The 26,453-nt window shown below is 70.9% G+C and carries 25 protein-coding genes; 13 read left to right on the top strand and 12 right to left on the bottom strand.

The features are described 5' to 3' along the window. Nucleotides 1–41 precede the first annotated feature (41 nt). Nucleotides 42–1,766, bottom strand: coding sequence for a stimulus-sensing domain-containing protein (locus AC0IY1_RS00325; RefSeq protein WP_471767383.1), 1,725 nt, complete (start codon nt 1,764–1,766; stop codon nt 42–44). Nucleotides 1,767–1,862: 96 nt separating this feature from the next. Further along, nucleotides 1,863–2,573, bottom strand: coding sequence for a response regulator transcription factor (locus tag AC0IY1_RS00320; RefSeq protein WP_055947774.1), 711 nt, complete (start codon nt 2,571–2,573; stop codon nt 1,863–1,865). Nucleotides 2,574–2,914: 341 nt separating this feature from the next. Between AC0IY1_RS00320 and AC0IY1_RS00315 the strand changes: the two genes are divergently transcribed. Beyond that, entirely contained in the window at nt 2,915–3,754 is an 840-nt protein-coding gene (locus AC0IY1_RS00315) for a HugZ family pyridoxamine 5'-phosphate oxidase (protein ID WP_471766962.1), read from the top strand. 102 nt (nt 3,755–3,856) lie between these two features. On the opposite strand, the gene AC0IY1_RS00310 is transcribed toward AC0IY1_RS00315, so the two are convergent. From AC0IY1_RS00310 to AC0IY1_RS00300, 3 genes are all read right to left on the bottom strand, one after another. After that, complete coding sequence (locus tag AC0IY1_RS00310; protein ID WP_103708435.1) at nt 3,857–4,096, bottom strand: hypothetical protein; 240 nt, start codon at nt 4,094–4,096, stop codon at nt 3,857–3,859. A gap of 137 nt (nt 4,097–4,233) precedes the next feature. Beyond that, nucleotides 4,234–5,616: an ATP-binding protein gene (locus tag AC0IY1_RS00305; RefSeq protein WP_471766961.1), complete on the bottom strand. Its 1,383-nt coding sequence runs from the start codon at nt 5,614–5,616 to the stop codon at nt 4,234–4,236. After that, complete coding sequence (locus AC0IY1_RS00300) at nt 5,613–6,383, bottom strand: response regulator transcription factor (protein ID WP_471766960.1); 771 nt, start codon at nt 6,381–6,383, stop codon at nt 5,613–5,615. The genes AC0IY1_RS00305 and AC0IY1_RS00300 overlap by 4 nt, the downstream gene beginning before the upstream one ends. 324 nt (nt 6,384–6,707) lie before the next feature. Between AC0IY1_RS00300 and lepA the strand changes: the two genes are divergently transcribed. The 3 genes from lepA (at nt 6,708) to AC0IY1_RS00285 (ending at nt 10,250) form a co-directional block, all read left to right on the top strand. After that, a complete protein-coding gene (gene lepA / locus AC0IY1_RS00295) occupies nt 6,708–8,513 on the top strand; it encodes a translation elongation factor 4 (protein WP_055948858.1) in 1,806 nt (601 codons plus the stop codon). Between the two features lie 16 nt (nt 8,514–8,529). Further along, on the top strand, nt 8,530–9,396 hold the full coding sequence (locus tag AC0IY1_RS00290) for a glycosyltransferase family 2 protein (RefSeq protein ID WP_471766958.1): 867 nt from the start codon (nt 8,530–8,532) through the stop codon (nt 9,394–9,396). Nucleotides 9,397–9,599: 203 nt separating this feature from the next. Next, on the top strand, nt 9,600–10,250 hold the full coding sequence (locus AC0IY1_RS00285; RefSeq protein ID WP_471766956.1) for a L,D-transpeptidase: 651 nt from the start codon (nt 9,600–9,602) through the stop codon (nt 10,248–10,250). 66 nt (nt 10,251–10,316) lie between these two features. Here the strand turns inward: AC0IY1_RS00285 and AC0IY1_RS00280 are convergent, their stop codons facing one another. The 5 genes from AC0IY1_RS00280 to AC0IY1_RS00260 form a co-directional block, all read right to left on the bottom strand. Next, nucleotides 10,317–11,372, bottom strand: a complete 1,056-nt coding sequence (locus AC0IY1_RS00280; RefSeq protein ID WP_471766954.1) for a diguanylate cyclase domain-containing protein — start codon at nt 11,370–11,372, stop codon at nt 10,317–10,319. 185 nt (nt 11,373–11,557) lie between these two features. Beyond that, nucleotides 11,558–11,989, bottom strand: a complete 432-nt coding sequence (locus AC0IY1_RS00275; protein WP_103708440.1) for a hypothetical protein — start codon at nt 11,987–11,989, stop codon at nt 11,558–11,560. A 154-nt stretch (nt 11,990–12,143) separates the two neighbouring features. After that, a complete protein-coding gene (locus AC0IY1_RS00270; RefSeq protein WP_471766952.1) occupies nt 12,144–12,530 on the bottom strand; it encodes a hypothetical protein in 387 nt (128 codons plus the stop codon). Nucleotides 12,531–12,596: 66 nt separating this feature from the next. Then, nucleotides 12,597–14,456, bottom strand: a complete 1,860-nt coding sequence (locus AC0IY1_RS00265) for a methylmalonyl-CoA mutase family protein (RefSeq protein ID WP_471766951.1) — start codon at nt 14,454–14,456, stop codon at nt 12,597–12,599. A gap of 169 nt (nt 14,457–14,625) precedes the next feature. Then, complete coding sequence (locus AC0IY1_RS00260; protein ID WP_055948865.1) at nt 14,626–15,429, bottom strand: undecaprenyl-diphosphate phosphatase; 804 nt, start codon at nt 15,427–15,429, stop codon at nt 14,626–14,628. Nucleotides 15,430–15,684: 255 nt separating this feature from the next. Between AC0IY1_RS00260 and AC0IY1_RS00255 the strand changes: the two genes are divergently transcribed. From AC0IY1_RS00255 to AC0IY1_RS00240, 4 genes are all read left to right on the top strand, one after another. Beyond that, nucleotides 15,685–16,377 (top strand): glutathione S-transferase family protein, encoded by a 693-nt coding sequence (locus AC0IY1_RS00255; RefSeq protein WP_055947796.1) that lies wholly within the window; start codon nt 15,685–15,687, stop codon nt 16,375–16,377. Between the two features lie 188 nt (nt 16,378–16,565). Next, entirely contained in the window at nt 16,566–17,699 is a 1,134-nt protein-coding gene (gene queG, locus AC0IY1_RS00250) for a tRNA epoxyqueuosine(34) reductase QueG (RefSeq protein ID WP_471767381.1), read from the top strand. Further along, nucleotides 17,696–18,559: an SDR family oxidoreductase gene (locus AC0IY1_RS00245; protein WP_055947799.1), complete on the top strand. Its 864-nt coding sequence runs from the start codon at nt 17,696–17,698 to the stop codon at nt 18,557–18,559. Before queG ends, AC0IY1_RS00245 begins: the two co-directional genes overlap by 4 nt. Nucleotides 18,560–18,643: 84 nt before the next feature. Further along, a complete protein-coding gene (locus AC0IY1_RS00240) occupies nt 18,644–19,735 on the top strand; it encodes an acyltransferase family protein (RefSeq protein WP_471766949.1) in 1,092 nt (363 codons plus the stop codon). 12 nt (nt 19,736–19,747) lie between these two features. On the opposite strand, the gene olsB is transcribed toward AC0IY1_RS00240, so the two are convergent. Continuing rightward, nucleotides 19,748–20,794, bottom strand: coding sequence for a l-ornithine N(alpha)-acyltransferase (gene olsB, locus AC0IY1_RS00235; RefSeq protein ID WP_055947805.1), 1,047 nt, complete (start codon nt 20,792–20,794; stop codon nt 19,748–19,750). A 214-nt stretch (nt 20,795–21,008) separates the two neighbouring features. Further along, on the bottom strand, nt 21,009–21,479 hold the full coding sequence (locus tag AC0IY1_RS00230) for a DUF2267 domain-containing protein (RefSeq protein ID WP_280137525.1): 471 nt from the start codon (nt 21,477–21,479) through the stop codon (nt 21,009–21,011). 112 nt (nt 21,480–21,591) lie between these two features. Here AC0IY1_RS00230 and AC0IY1_RS00225 point away from each other — a divergent pair, with 112 nt between their 5' ends. The 5 genes from AC0IY1_RS00225 (at nt 21,592) to proB (ending at nt 26,365) form a co-directional block, all read left to right on the top strand. Next, nucleotides 21,592–23,124: a helicase HerA-like domain-containing protein gene (locus tag AC0IY1_RS00225; RefSeq protein ID WP_471766947.1), complete on the top strand. Its 1,533-nt coding sequence runs from the start codon at nt 21,592–21,594 to the stop codon at nt 23,122–23,124. Nucleotides 23,125–23,347: 223 nt separating this feature from the next. Further along, nucleotides 23,348–23,662, top strand: a complete 315-nt coding sequence (rplU, locus tag AC0IY1_RS00220; protein ID WP_055947814.1) for a 50S ribosomal protein L21 — start codon at nt 23,348–23,350, stop codon at nt 23,660–23,662. A gap of 39 nt (nt 23,663–23,701) precedes the next feature. Continuing rightward, entirely contained in the window at nt 23,702–23,968 is a 267-nt protein-coding gene (gene rpmA / locus AC0IY1_RS00215) for a 50S ribosomal protein L27 (RefSeq protein WP_055947817.1), read from the top strand. A 149-nt stretch (nt 23,969–24,117) separates the two neighbouring features. Further along, a complete protein-coding gene (obgE, locus tag AC0IY1_RS00210) occupies nt 24,118–25,152 on the top strand; it encodes a GTPase ObgE (RefSeq protein ID WP_108038439.1) in 1,035 nt (344 codons plus the stop codon). A gap of 76 nt (nt 25,153–25,228) precedes the next feature. Next, nucleotides 25,229–26,365: a glutamate 5-kinase gene (gene proB / locus AC0IY1_RS00205; protein WP_055947823.1), complete on the top strand. Its 1,137-nt coding sequence runs from the start codon at nt 25,229–25,231 to the stop codon at nt 26,363–26,365. Nucleotides 26,366–26,453 lie beyond the last annotated feature (88 nt).

The raw sequence follows: 26,453 nt of genomic DNA, 5'->3' as shown, positions 1-26,453 counted from the left end.
TTGCTCACGGCGCGGCCCTGATGGCGCGGCCGGTCCCCGACTCAGCGGGTCACCGCCGGCAGGCGCACGATGAAGCGGGCGCCGCGCACCGTCGGCTCGCCGTCCTCGTCGGCCGGACCGGGCCGGTTCTCCGCCCGGATCGTGCCGCGATGGGCCTGGACGATCTGGCGCGAGATCGAGAGGCCGAGGCCGGAATTCTGGCCGAAGCCCTGCTCCGGGCGATCCGTGTAGAAGCGCTCGAAGATCCGCTCCAGGGCGTGCTCGGGGATGCCGGGGCCCTCGTCCTCGACGATGAGCTCGACATCGTTGCGCACCCGGCGCAGGGCCACCCGGACCTTGGCATCGGGGGGCGAGAACGAGCGGGCATTGTCGAGGAGGTTGTTGACCACCTGGCCGAGGCGGCTGTCGTGGCCGAAGATCGTGAACGGCGAGTCCAGCTCGCCCGGGAGCGTGTCCACGTCGAACTGGATCGGCGCGTCCTTCGCGCGCCGGCGCTCGTTGGCCACCGAGACCACGGTGGTCATCAGCTTGCGCATGTCGACCCGGCGCGCCTCGGCGCGGGCGAGCTCGGCATCGAGGCGCGAGGCATCGGAGATGTCGGAGATCAGGCGGTCGAGGCGCTTCACGTCGTGCTGGATGATGGCGAGCAGGCGCCCGCGCGAATCATCCGACTTCGCCAGGGGCAGGGTCTCGACGGCGCTGCGGAGCGAGGTGAGGGGGTTCTTCAGCTCGTGGCTGACATCGGCCGCGAAGCTCTCGATGGCGTCGATCCGGCGATAGAGCGCCTGGGTCATGTCGCGCAGCGCCCCCGAGAGGTGGCCGATCTCGTCGGTGCGCCCGGTGAAGTCGGGGATCTCCTCGCGGGACTTGATGCCCAGCCGCACCTTCTCGGCGGCGTCCGCGAGGCGCCGCACCGGGCCCGCGATGGCGCCCGCGAGCAGGATCGAGAGCACGAGCATCACCGCCGCGGCGATCAGGAAGACCTGCAGCAGCCCGAAGCGCTCCGAGGCGATGACGCGGTCGATGTCGCCCCCTTGCGTGGACAGCATCAGGGCGCCGCGCACGGAGTTGGCCCGCTGGATCGGCACCGCCACGGAGACGATGGTCTCGCCGACCGGGTTGCGGCGGACGATGGTGCCGCGGGCGCCGGCGAGCGCCACCTGGACCTCCTTCAGGCCGTGGCCGCTGGCCGGGCCGACATCCTCGGTCACGCCCGGGGCCGCGCCGTCGCCGCCGAGCTGCGTCCCGAACTTCGCCTGGACGGTCTCCCAGGCCTTCTCCAGCCAGGTGCGCTTGCGGGGCCGCACATCCGGGTCGCTGCGGTTCATCTCGCCCCGCGCCGAGAGGGTGCGGGTGTCGAACAGCAGGCCGCCTTCCTGGTCGTAGACCCGGGCGCGGTTGCCGGTGGGGGTGATCAGCCGGCGCAGCAGCGGGGCCACGCGCTCCGGGTTGAGCGAGAAGGTGAGGGGGGAGGAGGGCTCCTCAGCCTCGCCGGCCTGGAGCTGGAGCAGCTTGTCGGGGTCGATCCGGATCGCGTCGGTCTCGACGGAGGCCGAGGAGGCGATGGCGCCGGCGATGATCTCGCCCTGGATCAGGAGGCTCTGCACCCGGGCCTGGATCAGGCCCTGGCGGAACTGGTTCAGGTAGAGGAAGCCGAACAGGAGCGCGATGAGCCCGACGAGGTTGAGCACGACGATGCGTCGCGTCAGGCTCGACGAGGCACGCTGACCGATCCCGTTCCAGATCTGGCGCGGCCAGCCCAGCATGCCGCGCGACGGGATTTCGGCTTGGTCTGTGGTGGCCACGAGCGTCCGGTGGTGAGGGAACAGCGTTGCGGGAGGGGAAGAGACCCGGGCCGGGTCTCAGCTCTCCTTGAAGCGGTAGCCGACGCCGTAGAGCGTCTCGATCATGTCGAAGCTCGTGTCGGTCACCTTGAACTTCTTGCGCAGGCGCTTGATGTGGCTGTCGATGGTCCGGTCGTCGACGTAGACCTGGTCGTCGTAGGCCGCGTCCATCAGGGCGTTGCGGCTCTTCACGACGCCCGGGCGATGGGCCAGGGCCTGCAGGATCAGGAACTCCGTCACCGTCAGGGTGACGGGCTCGCCCTTCCAGGTGCAGGTGTGGCGCTCGGGGTCCATCATCAGGAGGCCGCGCTCCAGGGAGCGGGCGGCGGCGTCGGCCTCGCGGGCGGCGGCGCCCGGGCCGTCCTTCGGGGCGAAGCGCCGGAGCACCGCCTTCACGCGCTCCACGAGGAGGCGCTGCGAGAACGGCTTATGGATGAAGTCGTCGGCGCCCATCTTGAGGCCGAACAGCTCGTCGATCTCCTCGTCCTTCGAGGTCAGGAAGATCACGGGAAGGTCGGATTTCTGCCGCAGACGCCTGAGAAGCTCCATCCCGTCCATGCGCGGCATCTTGATGTCGAAGATCGCGAGATCCGGCGGGGAATGCTTCAGGCCGTCCAGCGCCGAGGCCCCGTCGGTGTAGGTCTGGATCCGGTACCCCTCGGTCTCGAGGGCGATCGAGACGGAGGTGAGGATGTTTCGGTCGTCGTCCACGAGGGCGATGGTCGGCATGCGCGTGTCCTGTTGCTCGGATGCGGCTCGGCGGACGTCTGATGGCGCCAGCCCCTCCGCATCCCACCCCATCCTCCGTCGCGGACGGAGAGCAGAGATCGGCAAAAACGCGGTGGCGACCGTGCCGGGGAGGCGGGCCGCGTTCGCGCGGAGAGTCAGGCTGTGTAATGGCTCTATGCTGAAAAAGCGAGCGACCTCGGTCGTTTGTTCGTTTGGCGCTTGACTGATGCCAACGGGCCGCAGTCCGGTGCCCTCGTGCGAAGCCCCGATCCCTGGCTATGATCCCCCGGCTGAACGCGGCCTGAGCGCCGGTTCGCCAGCACCGAATCGAGGGGATCTTCATGGCCGCAGGCGAAATCAGCAGTGCCGGAGGCGAGACCAGCAGGGCCGAGGGCGGAACCGGGACCGCGGGTGCGCGGCGCGGGCCGGCGGTGCCGCTGCCGGCCTCCGAGGCGCCGTTCGACGCGATCGGCCTCGCCCGCCATCTCCTGCGCAGCATCCGCTCCGGCGCCCTGGCCACCCTCGACCCGGAGGACGGCACGCCCTTCGCCTCCCTGGTGACCATCGCCACGGACGTCGACGGGACGCCCCTGATGCTGCTCTCGCGGCTCTCGGCCCATACCCGCAACCTGCTGAAGGACCCGCGGGCCTCGCTGCTGTTCAGCGCCGGCGGCAAGGGCGACCCGCTCGCCCATCCGCGCCTGACCGTGACGGGTCGGGTGACCCAGGCGCCGGACCCGCGGGCCCGTGCCCGCTTCGTCGCCCGGCATCCGAAGGCGAAGCTCTATGCCGACTTCCCCGATTTCGGCTTTTTCGCCCTCGAACCCGTGGCCGGGCATCTCAACGGCGGGTTCGCCAAGGCCGCCGTGCTGACGGCCGACGAGTTGCGCCTCGACCTCACCGGCGCCGAGGGGCTGGTGGCGGGCGAGGCCGGCGCCGTCGAGCACATGAACGCCGATCATGCCGACGCCCTCGCGCTCTACGCCCAGGCCGCCGGCGCCGAGCCCGGCCCCTGGCGGCTCACCGGCCTCGACCCGGAGGGCATGGACCTCCTCACCGGCGACCGGACCGCGCGGGTGCTCTACCCGGCGCCGGTCCGCGAGATGGGCGCCCTGCGCAAGGTGCTGGTGACAATGGCGGCCCAGGTGCGCGCCGGGGAGGCCGCGCCGGCGGACCCTTGAGTCCGGTCTTAACGGTTAGGCGTTCCGGGAGAACCGGGTCCCCCTGAGCCCCGACAGACGCCAGGCCCGGGTGCGACGCCCGCTGCCGGACCGGACGCGTCCTTACTGCTTGTCGGGGCTGTGCGTGTGGGTGTGGCCATCCTTGGCCGCCTGCACCGGCTTGCTGCGCCCGGTCACCGCGCCGCGCTCGGCGTGGTGGTTCGGGCCGCCCGAGACGCCGCCGGTGTTCGGGAAGGCCTGCGACGGGTTGTCGGAGTTTCCGTTGCCCTCGGTGGCGGAGGCTTGGCCCGCCAGGGCGGTCATCAGGGCCAGGGACAGAAGCGTGATGCTGATGCGCGACATGGTCTCGTCCTCGTGTCTCGCAGCCCCGTTGGCTGCGTCGAGACCTGATGTAGCCGCGGCGCTTGGCTGGCCGATGCCGGGTCTGTGACGAAGTGTGGCGCGCGGCGCCGGCCCCCCGTCGCCGACCGAATCCCGCCTCAGCCGGCCGGGCGCGGCAGGGTGATCCGCACCCGCAGGCCGCCGCCGGGCCGGGTCTCCAGGCCGATCTGGCCGCCCTCGGCCTCGACCACCCGGCGGGCGATGGTCAGGCCGAGCCCGGTGCCGCCGGTGTTGCGGTTGCGGGAGGTTTCCAGGCGGGTGAACGGCGCGAAGGCCCGCTCGATCGCGTCGGGCGACAAGCCGGGGCCGTCGTCGTCGACCTGCAGCTCCAGGGTCGCATCCGCGATCGCCAGGCCGATCCGGGCGCGCTCCCCGTACCGGACGGCGTTGTCGACCACGTTGTCCAGGGCGCGCCGGAGCGCCACCGGCCGGATGGCGGCGAGGGCCCGCCCGGGCCCCTCGTACACCACCGCGTGCCCGGCATCCTGCCCGGCATCGGCGATGCTCATCAGCAGGCTGGCGACGTTGGTGACCCGGCGGACCTCCGGGTCGGCGTCGCCCCGCAGGTAGGCCACGGTCGAGTCGATCATCGCCTGCATGTCGTCGAGGTCGGACGCCATCGCGCGGCGCTGCGCGTCGTCGGCAAGGGCGTTGTTGGGAAGGGCGTTGTCGGCAAGGGCGTTGTCGGCCAGCGCGTCGAGGCGCAGGCGCAGGCGCGCGATCGGCGTCCGCAGGTCGTGGGACACGGCGGCGAGGGCCTGGGTCCGCTCGGTGACGAGGTCGCGGATGCGCAGCTGCATGCCGTTGAGGGCGCGGGCGATCGCGCGGGTCTCGTCGGGGCCGACCTCGGGCACCGGCACCACCCGGCCCTGGCCGGCGGCGTCGCCGATCAGCCCGGTGATGCGGCCCAGCGTACGCAGCGGCCGGGCGATCCGGTGGGTCAGGAGCACGGCGGCGAGGCCGACCAGGATCGCCATCGCGGTCGCCAGCACGGCCCAGGGATTGCGCAGGGCCATGCCCGAGGCATGGGCGGAGTGGAAGGTCAGCTGGCTGCCGTCCGCGAGCGCCAGCGTCCCGCCGAGATCGAGCCGGTGCATCGGATCCGCGTCGCCCTCCATCGCCAGGGACAGGCCGGTCCCGAGGCTGGGGTCGAGGGCGGCCAAGCGCTGGTGCAGGGGGGCCAGGGCCGGGTCGCTCTCGGGCTGGGCCGGGGCGGGGGCCTCCGTCCAGGCCAGCTCGAAATGCGGGTTGGACAGGGCCTTGGCCTCGGCGTTCCGCTCCGCCGGCGGCCGCCGCATCACCGCCTCGCGGGCCAGGGCGAGCTGCGTCGCCACCTGGGCGGCGAAGGCCTCGGCGGCGGCGGCCGCCGCCGACTGGCGATAGAGCAGCAGGGCCCCGCCATGCACCACCAGGATTGCGACGAGGAGGACGACGAGCGTCCGGGCCTCGAGGCTGCGGGCCAGGGCGAACAGGCGTCTCACCGGCGCTCGACCTTGGCGGCCAGCATGTAGCCCGACCCCCGCACCGTCTTGATCACCGGCGGCTCGCCCTCGGGCGGGTCGAGCTTGCGCCGCAGGCGGCTGACGAGGGTGTCGACGCTGCGGTCGGACGGCGATCCGAGGCGGGCGCGGGACAGTTCGAGGATCTGCTCGCGGCCGAGGACCCGCCCGGGATGGTCGAGGAACACCAGCAGGAGGTCGTATTCCGCACCGGAGAGGTCGACGCCGGCGCCGCCCGGGTCGACCAGGGTGCGGCTGCGCAAGTCGAGGCGCCAGCCCGCGAAGGCCAGGGTCTCGCCGCCGAGGGAGACCGCCGGTGCCACGACGGAGCGCCGCAGCACCGCCCGGATGCGGGCGAGCAGCTCCGGGCGTCCGAACGGCTTGGCGAGGTAGTCGTCGGCGCCGAGTTCCAGGCCGAGCACCCGGTCCGCCTCCTCGCCGCGCGCGCTGACGATGATGACCGGCACGGTGGAGCGGGCGCGCAGGGCCCGCAGCAGGTCGAGGCCCGAGGCACCGGGCAGCATGACGTCGAGGAGGATCAGGTCGACCCCGCCCTGCGGCAGCAGCCGCCACATCTCGGCGCCGCTCCGGCAACCGGTGACCCGGTAGCCGCTGTCGCGCAGGGCCCGGGTCAGCAGGATGCGCAGGCCGTCGTCATCCTCCACCAGGAGGACGTGGCCCAAGGCGGCCTCGCCCAAGGCGGTCTGGTCCCCATCCGGCCTCGGCCCGGCGCCCTCCAGAGGAGACATGGTTCTGGCTCGGCGTCCTGACGGCGCCCGGGACCGCGAATCGGCGGGCGTCGGGACTCAGCCGGAAATCGCCGGCCGCCGCAAGCCTGCGCCAAGCCCGGCCTTCTTCGCCCGGGCCCAGCGCGCTGGTGCGGCGCGCGGCCGGCGTTCGGGCCGCGGCGCCTACCTTTGGGCCGCGGCGCTTACTTTTGGGCCGCGGCGCGTGCGCTTGGCGCAGGGGGCCGGCGCTGCTATCTGCGGGCGACCTGTTTCCCATTCCAAGAAACCGTGCGCCGGGTCCGTCCCTTGGACGGCGGGCCGCGCGCGCCGGAGATCGCATCCTCGATGACAACGACCCCCATCGACAACATCCGCAACTTCTCCATCGTCGCGCATATCGACCACGGCAAGTCGACCCTCGCCGATCGCCTGATCCAGACCACCGGCACGGTGGCCCTGCGCGACATGAGCGAGCAGATGCTCGACTCGATGGACATCGAGAAGGAGCGCGGCATCACCATCAAGGCGCAGACGGTGCGGCTCGAATACAAGGCCGAGGACGGCAAGGACTACGTCCTCAACCTGATGGACACGCCCGGCCACGTCGACTTCGCCTACGAGGTGTCCCGCAGCCTCGCCGCCTGCGAAGGCTCGCTGCTGGTGGTCGACGCCTCGCAGGGCGTCGAGGCGCAGACGCTCGCCAACGTCTACCAGGCGCTCGACGCCAACCACGAGATCGTGCCCGTCCTCAACAAGATCGACCTGCCGGCGGCGGAGCCCGAGCGCATCCGCGCCCAGATCGAGGAGGTGATCGGCATCGACGCCTCCGAGGCGGTGGCGATCTCGGCCAAGAGCGGCCTCAACATCGAGGCGGTGCTGGAGGCCATCGTCACCCGCCTGCCGCCGCCCAAGGGCGACCGCGACGCGCCGCTCAAGGCCCTGCTGGTGGACAGCTGGTACGACGTCTATCTCGGCGTCGTCGTGCTGGTGCGCATCGTCGACGGCGTGCTGAAGAAGGGCATGAACATCCGCATGATGCGGGCCGATGCCGTCCACGGCGTCGACAAGATCGGCGTGTTCCGCCCGAAGATGGCCGATATCGGCGAACTCGGCCCCGGCGAGGTCGGCTTCTTCACCGGCTCGATCAAGGAGGTGGCCGACACCCGCGTGGGCGACACGCTCACGGAGGACAAGCGTCCCTGCAAGGAGATGCTGCCGGGCTTCAAGGACGTGCAGTCGGTGGTGTTCTGCGGGCTCTTCCCCGTGGACGCGGCCGAGTTCGAGACCCTGCGCAGCGCCATGAGCAAGCTCCGGCTCAACGACGCCTCGTTCTCCTACGAGATGGAAACCTCGGCCGCCCTCGGCTTCGGCTTCCGCTGCGGCTTCCTCGGCCTGCTGCACCTGGAGATCATCCAGGAGCGCCTGGAGCGCGAATTCAACCTCGACCTGATCTCCACGGCGCCCTCCGTGGTCTACCGCCTGCAGATGACGGACGGCACGATCAAGGAGCTGCACAACCCGGCCGACATGCCGGACGTGATGAAGATCACCGCCATCGAGGAGCCGTGGATCCGCGCCACCATCCTCACCCCCGACGAGTATCTCGGCGGCGTGCTGAAGCTCTGCCAGGATCGGCGCGGCACCCAGGTCGACCTCAACTACGTCGGCAAGCGGGCCATGGTGGTCTACGACCTGCCGCTCAACGAGGTGGTGTTCGATTTCTACGACCGGCTGAAGTCGATCTCCAAGGGCTACGCCTCGTTCGACTATCACATCTCCGACTACCGCGAGGGCGACCTGGTGAAGATGTCGATCCTCGTGAACGCCGAGCCGGTCGACGCCCTCTCGATGCTGGTCCACCGCACCCGGGCCGAGCATCGCGGCCGGGCCATGTGCGAGAAGCTCAAGGACCTGATCCCGCGCCACCTGTTCCAGATCCCGGTCCAGGCGGCGCTCGGCGGCAAGATCATCGCCCGCGAGACCATCAAGGCCCTGTCCAAGGACGTGACGGCCAAGTGCTACGGCGGCGACATCTCGCGCAAGCGCAAGCTCCTCGACAAGCAGAAGGAGGGCAAGAAGAAGATGCGCCAGTTCGGCAAGGTCGAGATCCCGCAGGAGGCGTTCATCGCCGCCCTGAAGATGGACGATTGAGCCGGGCCGCCCGACCGTGGATCCCCATTCGGACCCCCATTCGGACCCGACCGCGCCGATCCCGCTGACCGTCCTGATCCGCACGCTGAACGAGGCGGACCGGATCGCGGCGGCGATCCGCTCGGCGCTGCCGCTGCACTGCGAGATCCTCGTCATCGACGCGGGGTCGACGGACGCCACCGTGTCGATCGCCGAGGCCCTCGGGGCCCGGGTGGTGGTGAACCCCTGGACGGGGTTCGGCCCCCAGCGGCGGTTCGGCGAGGCGCTCTGCCGGCACGACCACGTCTTCAGCGTCGATGCCGACGAGATCCTGACGCCGGAGATCGTCCGCGAGATCCGGGGGATCTTCCAGAAGCCGGCGATTCCACCCCTGATGATCGTCCGCAAGGCGATGGTGCTGCCCCACCACGCGCGCCCCTCACCCTGGGCCTTCTGCACCGAGAACATCTACCTCTACGACCGGCGCGTGGCCCGCACGACAGACAACCCGAACTGGGACAAGCTCGCGATCACCACGGACGCGAAGCCGGTGACGATCCGGTCCGTGGTCTGGCACCACACCTTTCGCGACTGGAACCACGCCATCGCCAAGTCGAACTATGTCGGGCAGCTCGCCGCCGACACGCAGCCGATCGGCTCGCGCTTGGAGACCGGCCTGCGGCTGGTGTTCGAGTATCCGCTCAACTTCCTGAAGTTCTACGTCCTGCGGCGCTTCTTCCTGGCCGGCCTCGACGGCTTCGTGATGGCCAGCGTGCTCGCCTATGGCCGCTTCATCCGGATCGCGAAGATGCACGAGGCGACCCGCGGCCAGCCCTCGACGGGGCTGCCGTTCCTGCGCCGGGCCAAGCGCCCGCCCGCCGACACGCGGGCCGGATCCGGCTGAGGCCCCGCCGCCCCCGCCCGGCCATCTCCGCGACGCAATCGGCCGGCTCCTGTTCGCGGTTGACGTCCGCCCCGGCGCCCGGCTTGCCAGCCGGCGCGGGGACCGGCACTGTCAGCTTGGCCATAAGGCCGCGCGGGGTCGATCGGTCGGCCCGCCGCGCGACGGAAGACGGGACGCCTGCGATGACGAGGGACACGAGGACCATGGAGTTCGGCCGCCTGAGCCGCCGGTCGTTCCTGGCCGGCACGGGCGCGGGTCTCGGCGCCCTGGGGCTTGCCGGCTGCGTCGCCTCGGACGGCGCCCTGCGCGCCGAGGCGGCCAAGATCTACGGCCCGATGCCGGAGGAGAAGTTCCCCATCCCGGCCACCGACATCAGCAGGGTCGATCCGAAATACTTCCGCCGCACGGTCCCGTACGAGACCAAGGAGGCGGCCGGCACGATCATCGTCGATCCGGCCAACTACTACGTCTACCGCGTCGAGGGCGACGGGACCGCCACCCGCTACGGCGCCAATGTCGGCCGCGATGGATTCCGGTGGAGCGGCGACGCCTATGTCGGGCGCAAGTCCGAATGGGCCACCTGGACCCCGCCCGCGGAGATGATCCGGCGCCAGCCCGAGGCGGCCAAGTACGCCCGCGGCATGCCGGGCGGCCTCGACAATCCGCTCGGCGCCCGCACCCTGCATCTCTACCAGAACGGCGCCTACACCCTCTACACGATCTACGCCTCCGGCGAGCCCGACACGATCGGCTCGGGCATCACCAGCGGCTGCGTCGGCCTGCTGAGCCAGGACATGATCCACCTCTACGCCCGCACGCCGGTGAAGACGAAGGTGGTGGTCCTCCCGGCCTGAGGCCGGGGATCGCGGGCCGCCGGCGCCGGGGCTCTTTCTCCGCGGGGCGCCGAAGACAGGGCGGGCTCAGCGCGGCGGGGCCATGCGCAGGGTGCCGCGGCCGGCGGCCTTGGCCGCGTAGAGGGCCGCGTCCGCGCGGATGAAGAGATCCGCCGGCGCCGAGGCGGCGGCCCGGGCGATACCCACGGAGGCCCCGAATCGGAGGCAGACGCCGCCATGGGGGTAGGGTTCGCGCATGGCCGTGACGATGCGCCGGCCGATCGCCTCGCAGAGCGGCCCGTCGGCCCCCTGCGCCACCAGGACGGCGAACTCGTCGCCACCGATGCGGGCGACGAGGTCCGTGTCCCGGCAGGCCGCCCGGAGGCGCCGCGCCGCCTCCTGCAGGCAGGCATCGCCCACGGCATGTCCGTGGCTGTCGTTGATCGCCTTGAAGCCGTCGAGATCGACCAGGAGCAGGGCCCCGGTCTCCGACATCTGCGCCAGGCGGTCGTCGAAGACGGACCGGTTGGCGAGGCCCGTCATGCGGTCGAATTCCGCCTGGTAGCGCGTGCGCTCGGCGCTGAGCGTCTGCGCGGTGATGTCCTGCTTGAACCCGAACAGGCGCGCGGGGACACCCGCGCGGGTCTCCACCGACCCGGTGATCCGGATCCAGCGGCGGCTGCCGCGGCGCGCGACGATCTCGGCATCGAGCGTGAAGGCGGAGCGCCGGCCGATCGCCTCCGACCGAACGGCCCCGAGGTGGCGTCGCGCCTCCTCGGTATAGCAGGCGAGGGTGTCCTGCCGGTTCACCGGGGATCCGTGCGGGAATTCGAACAGGTCGTAGATCCCGTCGCTCCAGCGCAGGGACTCGGTCGGCAGGTCGCATTGCCAGAGGCCGATCCGCGCTTCGGTCGTGGCCTCCTCGAAGACGCGGGTCAGGTCGGCGAGGGCATCGGCCTGGCGCTGGATCAAGGCCGCCTGTGCGTCGAGTTCGTGGCGCAGGGTGAGGATCGTCGCGGTGTCCCGCCAGCTTTGGGCGGCCGCGGCATCGACCGCGCGGGTGGCCAGCCGGAGGGCGGCGGAGGCCAGGCGCGGGCGGCGTCGCGCCGGCAGCGCCTCACCGGAGTCGTCGGAAGAGTTCAAGCGTCGTGCCCCGTTCGCGCCAAGGCGTGCCTCCGGGTGGAACGGACATCGCTGGCGACGTCCCGCCGTGTCCGACAAGTCCTGCCGTCGTCAGGACGTCCCGCCGTGTCCCAGATGACCCTGGACCGTGACGATCGCACGGCGCCGGTTAACGGAGGCCAACCCGGCGCCGCCGGCGCCCCGTCCTACTCGGCGGGCTTGTCCATCTCCTGCGCCTCGGCCTTGTCGACCGGCGGCTCGGCGCTCGCCACGGACTTGCGCTCCAGCATCGGCTGCAGGCGCTCGGCGAGCTGCTGACCGAGATGGCGCGTATAGGCGTTCTGGAAGTAGCGGGCGCCGGTGCCGCGGCCGTAGAGGCGGTCATGCGCCTGGATCATCGCATCGACCTCCGGGCGGCACAGGAAGCCCGTGATGCCGGCGGCCTCGTACCAGCGGCCCGCGCGGGCGTGACGGGTCGCGGCGGGGTTCGCCAGCACGGTCTCGGCGAAACAGTCCGTCGCCGCCCCCTCGAGGGGCGACATGACCGCGTGCGGGTGGGTCGGATTACGCCCTGCCGCCTCCGCCGCGGCGCCCCATCCCAAGGTCGTCACCAACGCGCCGAACAGCAAAGCCTTCATCGTCGGAAGCCCCGTGCGAAATCGATCTCGATTCGACGCGAGTATTCACCAGTGATTCGGTCCGGAGAAGGGCAGAAGTCCGGCCGTTGGAGGCCCGACGATGATCGGCGCGCGATTGTGGCGCGCCCATCACAGGGCCGTCACGCGAGGGCCGTCAGCCCCGACGCTCGGCGTTCCAGCGGCCGCTGCAGGCGATCAGCCCGGTGGTGTTCCAGGTGCCGTTGCCGGTGCCAGAGCGGCCCAGCCGGCCGACCACGTCGGCGGCGTCGTTGCCGCGGGAGATCACCGCCCGCACCGCGCCGCTCTGCGAGACGCGCCCGTTGATGTTGAACTCGCCGCCGGCATAGCTCGCCTCGCCGCGCCGGATCTGGACGCCGTAGCGGTAGGCGCGGTCGCAGGGACCGTCGAGGGTGACCACCTCGATGCTCCAGGTGCCGTCGTAGCGGTTCGGAACCTGGACCTTCTTCTTGGCGGCGTCCGCGACCCCGGCGGAGGCGGTCAGGAGGGCGAGGGTGCTCGCCGCGAGGGCTGCGCGTCGCATGGAAATCCGTTCGTGATTCGACTCGATTGGGTCGAGAACGAGCGTGGCCGCCCCCGGGTTGCGCGCCTACGCGTTCGTCGCGTGCGCCAGCGCTCCTGTCAGCAGCGCCAGGACGTCGCCGCCGGCATGGAGATAGCCGTCGACGCCGGCCGCCGTCAGGGGCTCGGCGAGGTCGCCCGCCTTGCCGGCGAGGTACAGGGTGGTGGCCCCGGCCGCCTTGAGGGCGCGGGCGGCCTCCACCGCGTGGCTGGCGTAGAGCGCGTCGGAGGAGCACAGGCAGGCGATGCGGGCGCCGGAGGCGCGGAAGGCCTCGGCCAGGAGCGCCGGGTCGGTGAAGCCCTCCGCGTTGACCGCCTCGATGCCGCCGGCCGCGAAGGCGTTGGCGGCAAAGGTCGAGCGGGCGTTGAAGACCGCCACGGGGCCGAGATTGGCCAGGAACACCGCGGGGCGTCGGCCGCTCGCGGCGAGGGCCGCGTCGGACGCGTCTCGCAGGGCCTCGTAGGGTTCGGCGAGGCGCAGGGACGGCAGGGGCGCGGCGGTGAGGACCGCTCCGCGGCCGAAGCCCGCGGCCGGAGGCGCCGCCACGGGGGGGACGTCCAGGACCGTGACGGGCTTCTCGGCGAGGTAGGGGAACTCGCTGGCGCCGGTCAGGGCCTCGCGCCGGGTGGCGACGTTCCGGGCCCGGGTCGCCTGGATCGCGGCGATCCGTCCCTGGATCGTGCCGGCGCGCAGGCTGGCGACGATGCCGCCCTCGCGCTCGATCGCCTGGAAGGCGGCCCAGGCCGCCTCGGTCAGCTCGGCCGTCAGGGTCTCGAAGCTGCCGGCACCGGCGGCCGGGTCGGCCACGCGGGCGAGGTTCGATTCCTCGATGAGGACGATCTGGCTGTTGCGCACCACCCGGCGGGCGAAGGCGTCGCTGAGGCCCAGGGCCGCCGTGTAGGGCAGGGCGGTGATCGCGTCGGCGCCGCCGAGGCCGGCCGAGCAGGCGGCCATGGCGGTGCGCAGGATGTTCACGAAGGGGTCCCGCCGGCTCATCATCCGCCAGGCGGTCTCGGCATGGAGGCGCAGGGGGGCGGGGGCGAGCCCGCAGGCCGATTCCACCCGCGCCCAGAGACGGCGCATGGCCCGGAACTTGGCGATGGTCAGGAACTCGTCGGCATCGGCCGTGAGCAGGACGGCCACGGCGTCCCGGGCGCGCTCCAGGGCCTGCCCGCCGGCTTCGAGGGCGCGCAGGTAGGCCACCGCCGTGGCGAGCACGGCCGCCAGCTCGGTGGCCTCGCTGGCACCGGCCTCGTGGTAGGGCCGGCCGTCGGCGAGGCAGGCGCGTCCCGAGAAGCCCTCGGCGTCGAAGGCCGCCAGGGTGCGGGCGAGTTCGGCGCCGTAATCCTCCGCCAGGGCGCCGCCCGCCGCGAGGGTGCCGATGGGGTCGAGTCCGAGGTCGAGGTCGAGGCCCTTGAGGGTCTCGCCGCGGGCCTTGACCATGTCCTTGAGCAGGAAGGCGGCCTCGATCCCGCGTGCGCCCGCGTCGAGGCGGGTGGCGATCAGCGGCAGCATCACGTTGCCGAGCGCGGCGTCGAGGTCCGCGGCGTTGGTGGCGGTGAGGCCGTAGCCCCGCGCCGCGGGGGCGCCGGCGAAGACCAGGGTGAGGGCGTCGGCGCCGCCCTCGAGATCGGCCAGGGCGAGGGCACTTGCCTGCGCGCCGTCCGGATGGTCGACCCGCTGGGCCACGCGCCACGGGCCGGGGGCCCGCACGGGCTGCGCCACCGGGGCCGCGGCGTCGTAGAGCGGTTCGATGCGGATGCCGTCGGCCGTCTTCGAGACGAGGCGCTTCTCGAAATCGCCGCCCTTCAGGATACCGTCGACGAGGCCGAGCCAGCGCGCGCGGGTCGCGGGCGGGAACAGGTCGGCGAGGGGACGGTCTTCCATCGGGGCGGGCCTCCGCAGATGCTTGGCTTTGGCCAAGCGGCGTTGCGCCGGCCGCGCGCAGCCGGACATTCTGATCCGGAGAGCCCTTGCACGGGGCGGCGCGCGGACGCAATCGCCTCCCCGTCCTGTATTCTTTATCCCGTGCGATCCGGCGCTCGGGCGCTCCGCGTCAGCCGAAGATGATCAGGCCGGCGAAGCCCAGCGAGCCGACGATGATGCGCCACCAGGCGAACAGCCGGAACCCGTGGGAGGCGACGTAGTCGAGCACCGTCCGGACCACGATGAAGGCCGAGATGAAGGCGACGATGAAGCCGATGACGATCAGGCCGGTGTCGTCCCGGGACAGGTTCTTGTAGTTGTCGAGCAGGTCCTTGGCGAAGGCGCCCGCCATGGTGGGGATCGCGAGGTAGAACGAGAATTCCGTGGCCGAGCGCTTGTCGGCGCCCATGAGCATCGCGCCCACGATGGTGGCGCCCGAGCGCGACACGCCCGGGATCATCGCGAGGCACTGGAACAGGCCGATCCTGAAATCCATCGGCAGGGTGAAGTCGAAGACGTCGCGCTTCTTCACCTCGAGGTCGGTCTCGTCGAGGACGAGGAGGACGATGCCGCCGGCCACCAGGGTCGCGCAGACGATCCAGGGATTGAAGAGGTAGTACTTGATGTACTTCGAGAAGAGGCCGCCGATGATCGCCGCCGGCAGGAAGGCCACCAGGATCCCGAGGACGAAGCGACGGGCCTTGGGGTCGTTGGGGAGCGCCAGGGTGATGCCGAGCAGCCGGCGGAAGTAGACGGCCAGGATCGCCAGGATCGCGCCGAGCTGAATCAGCACCTCGAAGGTGTTGTTCGGTGATTCGAACCCGATGAAGTGTCCGACGAGGAGCTGGTGCCCGGTCGAGGAAACCGGAATGAACTCGGTCGCGCCCTCCACCACGGCAAGCACGACCGCCTTCGCGATGCCCATCGCATCCATCATCTCAGCGCCTCGAGGGTTGGAGGTGTTTCGTGGGACCGGGCCGGTCCGGAGCGAGCGGTGCGGATCCACCTCGCGCGGCCTTCGCGGATCGAGCCTGATCCGTCAAGGTTGACGGATGGTTATCGCGTTCGCCGCAGGCATGTTAATGAGGCGGCAACCCTCGGGCCATAAGTGTTATCGCCGCCGACCATCCCCGCGGGGCACCGACGCGGCCCGTCCCCCGGCAAACCCTCCCCGTTCGAAACGGCCTCGATGGCGACGCTTTACCACTCTCCTTTCTGCCCGCACTCACGCTTCATCCGCCTGGTCCTGTCCGAGATGGGCATGGAACCGACGCTGATGGAGGAGCGTGCCTGGGACCGACGCGAGGCCTTCCTGCTGATCAATCCGGCCGGGACGACGCCGGTGCTGGTGGAGCAGAGCGGGCTCGCCGTGCCGGGGGCCGGGATCATCGCCGAGTATCTCGACGAGACCCGCGGGCTCGGCCTCAGCGGCCGGCGCCTCCTGCCCGAGACCACGGCGGCCCGGGTCGAGGTGCGCCGCCTCCTCGACTGGTTCCTGGTCAAGTTCAACGCCGAGGTGACCGAGTACCTCGTCACCGAGAAGATCTCGAAGCGCTTCATGACCAGCGCCAACGGCGGCGGCCCGCCGGACATGAACGCCATTCGCGCCGCGCGCACCAACGTGCGCTACCACATGAAGTATATCGGCTACCTGATGTCCCGCCGGAAATGGCTGGCGGGCGACCATCTGACCTATGCCGATCTCGCGGCGGCGGCCCACCTCTCCTGCGTGGATTATCTCGGCGACGTGCCATGGGACGAGGACGAGACGGCCAGGGACTGGTACGCGCGGGTGAAGTCCCGCCCGTGCTTCCGCACCCTGCTGGCCGACCGGGTGCCGGGCATGGCGCCGGCGGACCACTACGCGAACCTGGATTTTTGAACGCACCGGGCCCGCCGCAGGCACGCGCCGCGAGCCAACCGCCGCACGAACACGCCGCGAGCCAACCGTTGCAGGCACCCGCCGCGAGCCGGCCGTCGCAGGCACCTGCCGCGAGCCAACCGCCGCAGGCACCCGCCGCACGCAAGACACCCCGAAAAATTCTCGCGGGCGCCGACCTGCGTCGCGCCGTGGAGGCGCGCGCCCGCCTCCTCGGCTTCGAGGCCGTCCGCGTCACCCGCCCGGACGCGGTTCCCGAGCTTCGGACCCGGCTGCCCGCCTGGCTCGCCGCAGACCATCACGGCGAGATGGACTGGATGGTGGAGCGGGCCGACCAGCGGGCCGATCCCGCCACCCTGTGGCCCGGTGTCCGCAGCATCGTCATGCTGGGCATGAATTACGGTCCGGAGGTCGATCCCCTCGCGGTCCTGGCGCGGCGGGACCGGGGCGCCATCGCTGCCTATGCCCAGCGGCGCGACTACCACGAGGTGGTCAAGGGCAAGCTGAAGGAGCTCGGCGGCTACCTCTCGGCCAAGGGCGACGTCCGCGTGAAGGTCTTCGTCGACACGGCGCCCGTGATGGAGAAGCCCCTGGCCGCCGCCGCCGGCCTCGGCTGGCAGGGCAAGCACACGGTCCTGATCTCGCGCGCCTTCGGCAACTGGCTGCTGCTGGGTGCGATCTACACCTCGGCCGAGCTGGAACCCGACACGCCGGAGACCGACCATTGCGGCTCGTGCCGGCGCTGCCTCGACATCTGCCCGACGAACGCCTTCCCGGCGCCCTACCAGCTCGATGCCCGCCGCTGCATCGCCTACCTCACCATCGAGCATGCCGGGCCGATCCCGACCGAGTTCCGCGCCGCCATCGGCAACCGGGTCTTCGGCTGCGACGACTGCCTGGCCGTCTGTCCCTGGAACAAGTTCGCGGCGGCGGCCGCAGAGGGCCGCATGGCCGCCCGGGCCGACCTCGCCGCACCGGCCCTGGCCGACCTCGCCGGCCTCGACGAGGCGGCCTTCCGGGCCCGCTTCGCCGGCACGCCCGTGAAGCGGACGGGCCGCGACCGCTTCCTGCGCAACGTCCTCATCGCCATCGGCAACTCCGGTGAGCCCGGCCTCGCCGCGGCCGCCGAGGCGAACCTGTCCGACCCGTCGGCCCTGGTGCGCGGCATGGCGGTCTGGGCCCTCGGCCGCCTCGTCGCCCGGCCCCGTCTGCAGGACCTTTTCAACGCCCGGGGTTTCGGCGAAACCGACGACGCCGTCCGGGCCGAGTGGCGGTGCGCCCTCGATCCCGCCGGCTCCGAGACGACAGGACACGCCGCCTCATGAACCTCTTCGTCTTCGGCCTGGGCTTCACCGCCCGGCGCTTCGTGGAGCGCGCCCGCAGCCGCTTCGACACGGTGCGCGCCACGGTCACCGATCCGGGGCGGACCGGACCGGGCGACATCGCCGAGATGCGGGCCTTCGGACCCGATTCGAACGACCCGCGCATCGCGGCCGACCTCGCCGATACGGACGTGCTCCTCGTCTCGGCCCCTCCGGTCCGCGACCTCGACACGACCCTCGGCGTATACCGCGACGCCATCGCCCGGAGCCGCATCGGCTGGATCGGCTATCTCTCGACCATCGGCGTCTACGGCGACCACGGGGGCGCCTGGATCGACGAGGACACCGCCCCCAGCCCGGTGAGCGGCCGCTCGCAAGGTCGCCTCGCCGTCGAGGCGGCCTGGCTGACCCTGGGCCGCGAGACCGGCAAGCCCGTCCAGGTGTTCCGCCTGTCGGGCATCTACGGGCCGGGCCGCAACCCGATCGTCAAGCTGCGCGACGGCAAATCGCAGCGGATTATCAAGCCGGGACAGGTGTTTAACCGCATCCACGTGGACGACATCGCCACGACGCTGCTGGCCTCGATCGACAAGCCCCGGAACGGCGCGGTCTACAACGTCACCGACGACGAACCCACGCCGCCGCAGGTGGTCACGGAGTACGCCGCCAAGCTCGCCGGCCTGCCGCTGCCGCCGGAGATCGATTTCGAGACCGCCGACCTCAGCCCGATGGCGCGCAGCTTCTACGGCGAGAACAAGCGGGTCCGGAACCGCCGCATCCGGGACGAACTCGGCGTCGACCTCGCCTATCCGACCTACCGCGAAGGCCTCGCCGCCCTCACCGCCGATGCGCGGACGGCCTAGCGTCCCGGCCTGCCCCGTGGGCGCCCGGGTTCGGTCGCACCGGCCATCGCGACGGTTCGGCCCGCATCACCGGGGGACCACGCCGTGAGAGTGCTCCATTCCCTCCAGGCGATGCGGGGGCTCGCGGCGTGCCTAGTCGTCTACGCCCATGCCTTCGACCTCGCCAAGACCCTGAGTTCCGGGCCGGCCGTCCAGGCCCGCCTCGGCTACCTTGAGGATTTCGGGGCCATCGGCGTCGACGTCTTCTTCGTCATCAGCGGCGTCATCATCACGCTCACGGCGCAGCGCATCGTCGATCTGCCGTCCGCACATCGCTTCGCCCGGCGCCGCGTCCTGCGCGTCGTACCGTATTACTGGCTCCTCAGCGGTCTCGTCGTCGGCCTGACGCTCCTGTCCGGGCTGCCCGACGCGCGCCGAATTCCGGCGACGGTGCTGTTCTTCCCGTTCAGTGCGCGCGGCTTCGAGATGCCGTACCTGGCGGTCGGCTGGACGCTCTGTTTCGAGATGCTGTTCTATCTCTGCGTCTATCTCGCCCGGGCGTGGCTGTTCTGGACGCCGACGCTCCGGTTCTCCGTGGCGCTCATCCTCTTCGCCGGGCTCTTCGTGCTGGCGCGGTCCGAGCCCGTCACCCTGTTCCTCCTCAACCCGATCATCCTCGAGTTCGGCTTCGGCATCGGCCTCGCCCGGCTCTATCGGCGCGGTACCGTCGGGCGCGCGGAGGCCCGGTATCTCTTCGCCTTCGGTCTGATCGGCTTTGCCCTGAACCTGATCTTCGGCTTCGGTCAGGCCTCGGAGCTGGAATACACCGTCGCCCTCCCGGGGGCCGCCTACCGGGTGCTGGTCTTCGGCGTTCCGAGCGCCGCCGTGGTGGGCGGCCTGCTGCTCATGGAGGGGGCCGGCGTGCGGATCGGAACGGCGCTGGAGGGACTGGGGAACGCGTCCTACTCGATCTATCTCACGCACACGCTCACGTTCGAAGTCATCCGGGCTGCGGTGCCGCGGAACAGCCTGGCGCCCGACCTCGCCATCGCCCTGGCGCTGGTCCTCGGCGTCGCGCTCGGGTTCGTGGCCTACCACGTCCTCGAGCGGCCGCTCCTGCGGGCCCTCGGGAGCCTTCCTGCCCCCGCCGGTCAGGGCCGTTCGGGGCCTGCCGCCACCGGGACGGCGAGCCCCTGAACGGAAGGACCGTCAGGCCGCCCTGCGGTTTGCCGCCGGCCCGAAATGGTCGCGGTAGCGTTCCGCGATGGCCGAGACGGGCAGCACCACGAAGACGTCCGTGGTGCCGAACTGGTGGTCCACCACGGCCCCGTCGCCGAAGGTGGCACCGACGCGCAGGTATCCCTTGATCAGCGGCGGCAGCGCTTGGAGCGCCGCCTTGGGATCCACGGCCTCGCGGGCGAGGCGGTCCATGGCGACATAGCGCTCGGGCAGGGCGCGGGCGCACCAGCCCTCCGCCGCCCGGGCATGGTGGTGCAGGAAGCTCAGGGGGAGGGCGAGACGGTCGGGGTCGGTCCCTTCCAGGCTGGCGCAGCCCAGCATGGCGTCGATGCGGTGATGCTGCACATAGGCCCAGATCCCGGCCCAGAGCAGCTCCACCGTCCGCTTCGTCCGATAGGGCTTCAGCACGCAGGAGCGCCCGAGCTCGAGGAAGCGCGCGCCCGGGTTGGCCGCCATCATCGGGGCGATGTCGTACTCGCCCGCGGTGTAGAAGCCGAAGTGACGGTCGGCCGCCTCCTGGCGCAGGAGGCGGTAGGTGCCGACCACCTTCGGCCGGGCCCGGCGGAAGGGCTTTGTGGCGAAGGGCGTCGTGTCCACGGCCGCATGGTCGATGACGAGGAGGTGGTCGCAGACCGCGTCGTAATCGTCGATGTCCCGGCGCGACAGTATCGCGAGGCCGCTCGGGACCGCCGACATCTCCTCGTAGAACACCCCGTAGCGCAGCCGCTGCGCCCGCCGAATTTCCGAGACGGTGGTGGCGAGACGGACCTCCAGGGTGCCGATCCGGCCCAGGGTCGCAGGGAGGCCCGGAGCCGCCAGGGGCTTCTTGAGGCGGGGCTTGAATCGGATCGGCGCCGCCCCGGGGGGGAGCAGCAGGCCGCGGGGATGGAGGGCCGGAAGGCCGGCACGGCCCGCCTCGGCGGTGCGCTGCTTCAGCCGGGCAAAGGGGGCGTGCACATGCGCCTCCCAGCCATTGAGCCACGCCGTGGAGGCATCGCGCGCGAAGTTCGGAACCATCGTCCAATCCGCCCTGTCGGGACACCGAGGCGGCTCCGCGGGAGCCCCTGGCCTCGTGCCTTCGGGAGGTCACAACATCACGAAGCCCACACGCTTTTATGACACAGATTGCCGTTTAGCCAGAGAGGTTTGCGACGGGATGAGCCCGACCCTCGGCGACGGCCCGGTGGGTAGTCGCCGAAGGATCAGGCCCGCCGATCGCAGACGAACGGGCTCAGACGAACTGGTTCAGACCCGGGATCGAACCGACGATCGGTCCCATCACGTCCTCGCCGGCCTTCTCGCGGCCGTAGGCGAACAGCTCCTGGCCGAGGGGCTGCATCTGGCCCATCGGCACGCCGGCCGACATCAGCTTCTGGCCGAGAGCCATGACGCCGCCGCCACCCATCATGCCGCCGAGCATGCCCATCAGGCCGCCGCCGCCCTCGCCGGCGTTGGCTTCGGCGATCGTGGCCTCGGATCCCGGCAGGGCGCTGAGCAGCTGGCTCACCTCGGTGGCGGGCCCCTCCTTCTGCAGGAAGGCCAGGATATGGCCGATGGCGGTCTGGGCCGTGGCGGCATCGAGGCCGGTCCGGTTCGTCACACGGGCGATCAACTCTTCCATCTCAAACGGGCTCCTGGGTGGCCGGCTCTTCCACGCGGCCGGGATTGCTACGCGGTCGGGATGTTGTCCTTCCGGCCTCATCGCCCCGAAATCAAGGCCGGCCCGCGAAGCGCTGGAAAATGCCGCGGCCGCAGCCCATAACCGGCACGGTCGATGCCGCCGCGCCTAGGCCGGCGAAGAGGAGCGGACGGTCATGCAGGACGACGGCACGATCCTGGTGGGCAAGGCGCCGCTGAAGGACGGCACCCTGAAGTCCGAGGGTCTGACCCTCCGGCTCGCCAATCGCCACGGCCTGGTGGCGGGGGCCACCGGCACCGGTAAGACCGTGACCCTGCAGGTCATGGCCGAGGGGTTCTCCAACGCCGGCGTTCCCGTCTTCGCTGCGGACATCAAGGGAGATCTTTCGGGCCTCGCTGCGGCCGGGGAATCGAAGCCGGTTTTCGTCAAGCGCGCCGCGGAACTGGGGATTTCCTACGAGCCCGACCGGTTCCCGACGGTGTTCTGGGACCTGTTCGGAGACCAGGGCCATCCGATCCGCTGCACCGTCATCGAGATGGGGCCGCTGCTGCTCGCACGCTTGCTGGAGCTCAACGACACCCAGGAAGGCGTCCTGAACATCGCGTTCCGGGTCGCCGACGACAACAAGTGGCCGGTCCTCGACCTCAAGGACCTGCGAGCCCTGCTCCTCTACCTCACCGAGAACCTGAAGGCGGTCTCGGGCCAGTACGGCAACGTCTCGGCGGCCTCCGTGGGCGCGATCCAGCGCCAGCTCCTGATGCTTGAGAACCAGGGGGCGGACCGCTTTTTCGGGGAGCCTGCCCTCGACCTCAACGACTTCATGCGGGTGGACCGCGAGGGCCGGGGCATCGTGAACATCCTGGCCGCCGACAAGCTGATGCAGCGGCCCCGGCTCTACGCCTCGTTCCTGCTCTGGATGCTCTCCGAGCTTTTCGAGCAGCTTCCCGAGGTCGGCGACCTCGACAAGCCGAAGCTGGTGTTCTTCTTCGACGAGGCGCACCTCCTGTTCGACGACGCTCCGAAGGCGCTCCTCGATGCGGTGGAGCAGGTGGTGCGCCTGATCCGCTCGAAGGGCGCCGGCGTCTACTTCGTGACGCAGAACCCCCTCGACGTGCCGGAATCGGTCCTCGGCCAGCTCGGCAACCGGGTGCAGCATGCCCTGCGCGCCTTCACGCCCCGCGATCAGCGCGCCGTGAAGGCCGCGGCCGAGACGTTCCGCCAGAATCCCGGCTTCGACGTCGCCGAGGCCATCACCGAGCTCGGCGTCGGCGAGGCCCTCGTCTCGTTCCTGGAGGCGAAGGGCACGCCCTCGGTCGTTGAGCGCGCCTTGATCGCCCCGCCCCAGGGTCGCGTCGGCCCGATCACCCCGGCCGAGCGGGCCGAGCTCATGGCGAAGAGCCCCGTGCGCGGCAAGTACGACCAGTCGGTCGACAACGAGAGCGCCTACGAGATGCTGGCTGCCCGCAAGGGCCTCGACGGAGGGCCGGGCGGGGCCGAGCCCGCGGAAGGGGGCTTGGGTGGAATGCTCGGCGGCTGGCTCGGGGGTGTTCTCGGCAGCAAGCCGGCCGGCAAGAGCGGCCGCCGGCCGGCCCCCGGCCTCGCTGAGCAGGTCCTTGGCAACGCCGCCCGCTCGATGGCCCGCAAGGTTGGGACCGAGGTGGGGAACGCGATCCTGCGGAACGTGCTGGGCGGCCTGACGAAGCGGTAGGTCGTCGGTGCCGACGCTCGGGCGCCCGCATTGACAAATCACCCTGTCCCCGCCTATCCACCGCCTCTCGCGCGGCTTCCTCGACGAAGTCCGCGCGTTTCGCGTTCGCGCTCGGCCCAGGCAGCAAGCCCCGATCCGGTGTCGCGGATGACCTGAACAAGAAGACGGTCCAGGCTCGCCTCGCGGTGAGCGGGAGACCGGCAGAGAACACGAAGAGAGAACGATGTTCGCAGTCATCAAGACGGGCGGCAAGCAGTATCGCGTTGCCGCCAACGACACCATCACGATCGCCACCCTCGAGGGTGAGGCCGGTTCGGCCGTCACCTTCGGTGACGTGCTCCTGTTCACGAACGGCGAAGGCGCCACCCAGGTCGGCGCGCCGCTGCTCTCGGGCATCAGCGTCACCGGCGAGATCGTCAGCCACGGCCGCGACGCGAAGGTCATCGCCTTCAAGAAGCGCCGCCGTCAGAACTCGCGCCGCAAGCGGGGCCACCGCCAGCACCACACGGTGGTCCGCATCACCGGCATCAGCGCCTGACGATCCGACCTGAGATCCAAAGATTCGGAGTAATTCCCCATGGCCCATAAAAAAGCAGGCGGCTCGTCCCGCAACGGTCGCGACTCGGCCGGTCAGCGCCTCGGCGTGAAGAAGTTCGGTTCCGAGGCCGTGATTCCGGGCAACATCATCGTGCGCCAGCGGGGCACCAAGTGGCACCCCGGCACCAATGTCGGTATCGGCACGGATCATACCCTGTTCGCCAAGGTTGCCGGCCGTGTGCTGTTCGAGACGAAGCGCGGTCGCGCCTTCGTCACCGTCGTGCCGATGCAGGAAGCTGCCGAGTAAGGCGCCGAACCAGGGCCTTCCGCGAGGCGGGCCCGACCACCAGATGATCCCGGGGAAGATGGGAAACCGTCTTCCCCGTTGTCGTTTCTCCCCTCGACGTTTCGGTGGCGCGCTCGCGCCCCGAGAGCCAACCTGACCTGAGTCCGCCCGTGAAATTCCTCGACGAAGCCAAGGTCTATGTCCGCTCCGGCGACGGTGGCGCCGGCTGCGTGGCCTTCCGCCGTGAAAAATTCATCGAGTTCGGCGGACCGAACGGCGGCGACGGCGGTCGCGGCGGCGACGTCTGGGTGGAGTGCGTCGACGGCCTCAACACCCTGATCGACTACCGCTACCAGCAGCACTTCAAGGCCAAGAAGGGCGAGCACGGCATGGGCTCCAACCGCCACGGGGCCAACGGCGCCGACGTGGTGCTGAAGGTGCCGGCCGGCACCGAGATCCTGGCCGAGGACGGCGAAACCCTGATCGCCGACATGACCCATGTCGGCCAGCGCGTGCGCCTCGCCAAGGGTGGCAACGGCGGCTTCGGCAACGCCTATTTCACGACCTCGACCAACCGGGCTCCGAAGCACGCGAACCCGGGCCTGGAAGGCCACGAGCAGTGGGTCTGGCTGCGCCTGAAGCTCATCGCCGATGCGGGACTGGTCGGGCTGCCGAATGCCGGCAAGTCGACCTTCCTCGCCACGGTAACGGCGGCCAAGCCCAAGATCGCCGATTACCCCTTCACGACGTTGCACCCGGGCCTCGGCGTGGTGCGCTCCGACGAGCGCGAGTTCGTCCTCGCCGACATCCCGGGCCTGATCGAGGGCGCGCATGACGGTGTCGGCCTCGGCGACAAGTTCCTCGCCCACGTGGAGCGCTGCCGGGTGCTGCTGCACCTCGTCGAAGCCACCAATGAACACGCGGGCCAGACCTACAAGCTCGTCCGGCGTGAGCTCGAAGCCTACGGCCACGGCCTCGACGAGAAGCCCGAGATCGTGGCGCTCTCGAAGGCCGACGTCGTCGATCCGGACGTGCTCAAGGAGCAGGTCGCCCGCCTCAAGCGCGCATCCAAGAAGAAGCCCCTCATTCTGTCCTCGGCCACGGGCCTCGGGGTGCAGGACGCCCTGCGGGCGCTGGCCCGGGAGATGGATGCCGCCAAACTCGCCGAGGCCGAGGCGCAACCGGCAGAGGCGTGGCAGCCCTGAGGAGGGGAAGCCAGGTCTTGTGCGGTGGCCAACCGGTCGTCACAAGCGCTCCATCGCCCTCTCGCCGATGCTGCCGATGACCTCCGACGTTCAGCCCCCGAACCTCCAAGACTTCCGTCGCATCGTCATCAAGGTCGGTTCGGCCCTCCTGGTCGACCGGACGCGTGGGCGCCTGCGCCATGCCTGGCTGAGTGCGCTCGCCGAGGACATCGCCGACCTTCATGCCAGCGGTGCCGACGTCCTCGTCGTCTCCTCCGGGGCCATCGCCCTGGGACGCACGGTGCTCGGCTACCCGCCCGGGACCCTGCGCCTGGAGGAGAGCCAGGCGGCGGCGGCCGTCGGGCAGATCGCCCTCGCGCGCCACTGGTCGGAAGCGTTGGGGCATCACGGCATCGCCGCCGGCCAGATCCTGGTTACGCCTCAGGACACGGAGGAGCGCCGGCGCTACCTCAATGCGCGCGCCACGGTGCTGAAGCTCCTCGAGGTGCGGGCCGTGCCCGTCGTCAATGAGAACGACACGGTGGCCACCAGCGAGATCCGCTACGGCGACAACGATCGCCTGGCCGCCCGCGTCGCCACGATGATCGGGGCCGACGTGCTCGTACTGTTCTCCGACATCGATGGCCTCTACACAGCGCCGCCGCACACCGACCCGGAGGCGCGCCACCTGCCCCTGATCGAGCGGATCACTCCCGAGATCGAGGCCATGGCGGGTGGGCCGGCCTCGGAGCTTTCCCGCGGCGGCATGCGCACCAAGGTCGAGGCGGCCAAGATCGCCGCGAGCGGCGGCACCCACATGATCATCGCCGACGGGCGCGAGAAGAATCCCCTGCGCAGCATTCTCCGGGGTGGGCGCTGCAGCTGGTTCCTGTCCGGCTCGAACCCCGTCACCGCGCGCAAGAGCTGGATCGCCGGCTCCCTGGAGCCGCGCGGCATTCTCACGGTCGATGCCGGCGCGGCGCGAGCCCTCCAGGGCGGCGCGAGCCTGTTGCCGGTGGGCGTCACGAAGGTCCAGGGCGGCTTCGGGCGCGGTGACGCGGTGGTGATCCGCGACGAGGCCGGGCGCATTCTCGGACGTGGGCTCGTAGCCTATGACAGCGATCAGGCCCTGCGCATCATCGGGCGGCCGAGCCGCGAGATCGCGGACCTCCTCACCCATCCGGGTCGGGCCGAGATGGTGCACCGCGACGACCTCGCCATGGTGGGGGAATAGCAGCTCTGTCAGCGGCAATGCTTGTTTTGACGGTATCCGGCATGGCATGACGAGCGGGAACACATGGCGGCCGCGCCCCTTTCCGCGA

This window comes from Methylobacterium sp. AC690, from assembly GCF_979256535.1.
Note: the sequence above shows the minus strand (reverse complement) of the source record. Positions and strands in the feature narration are given on the sequence as shown.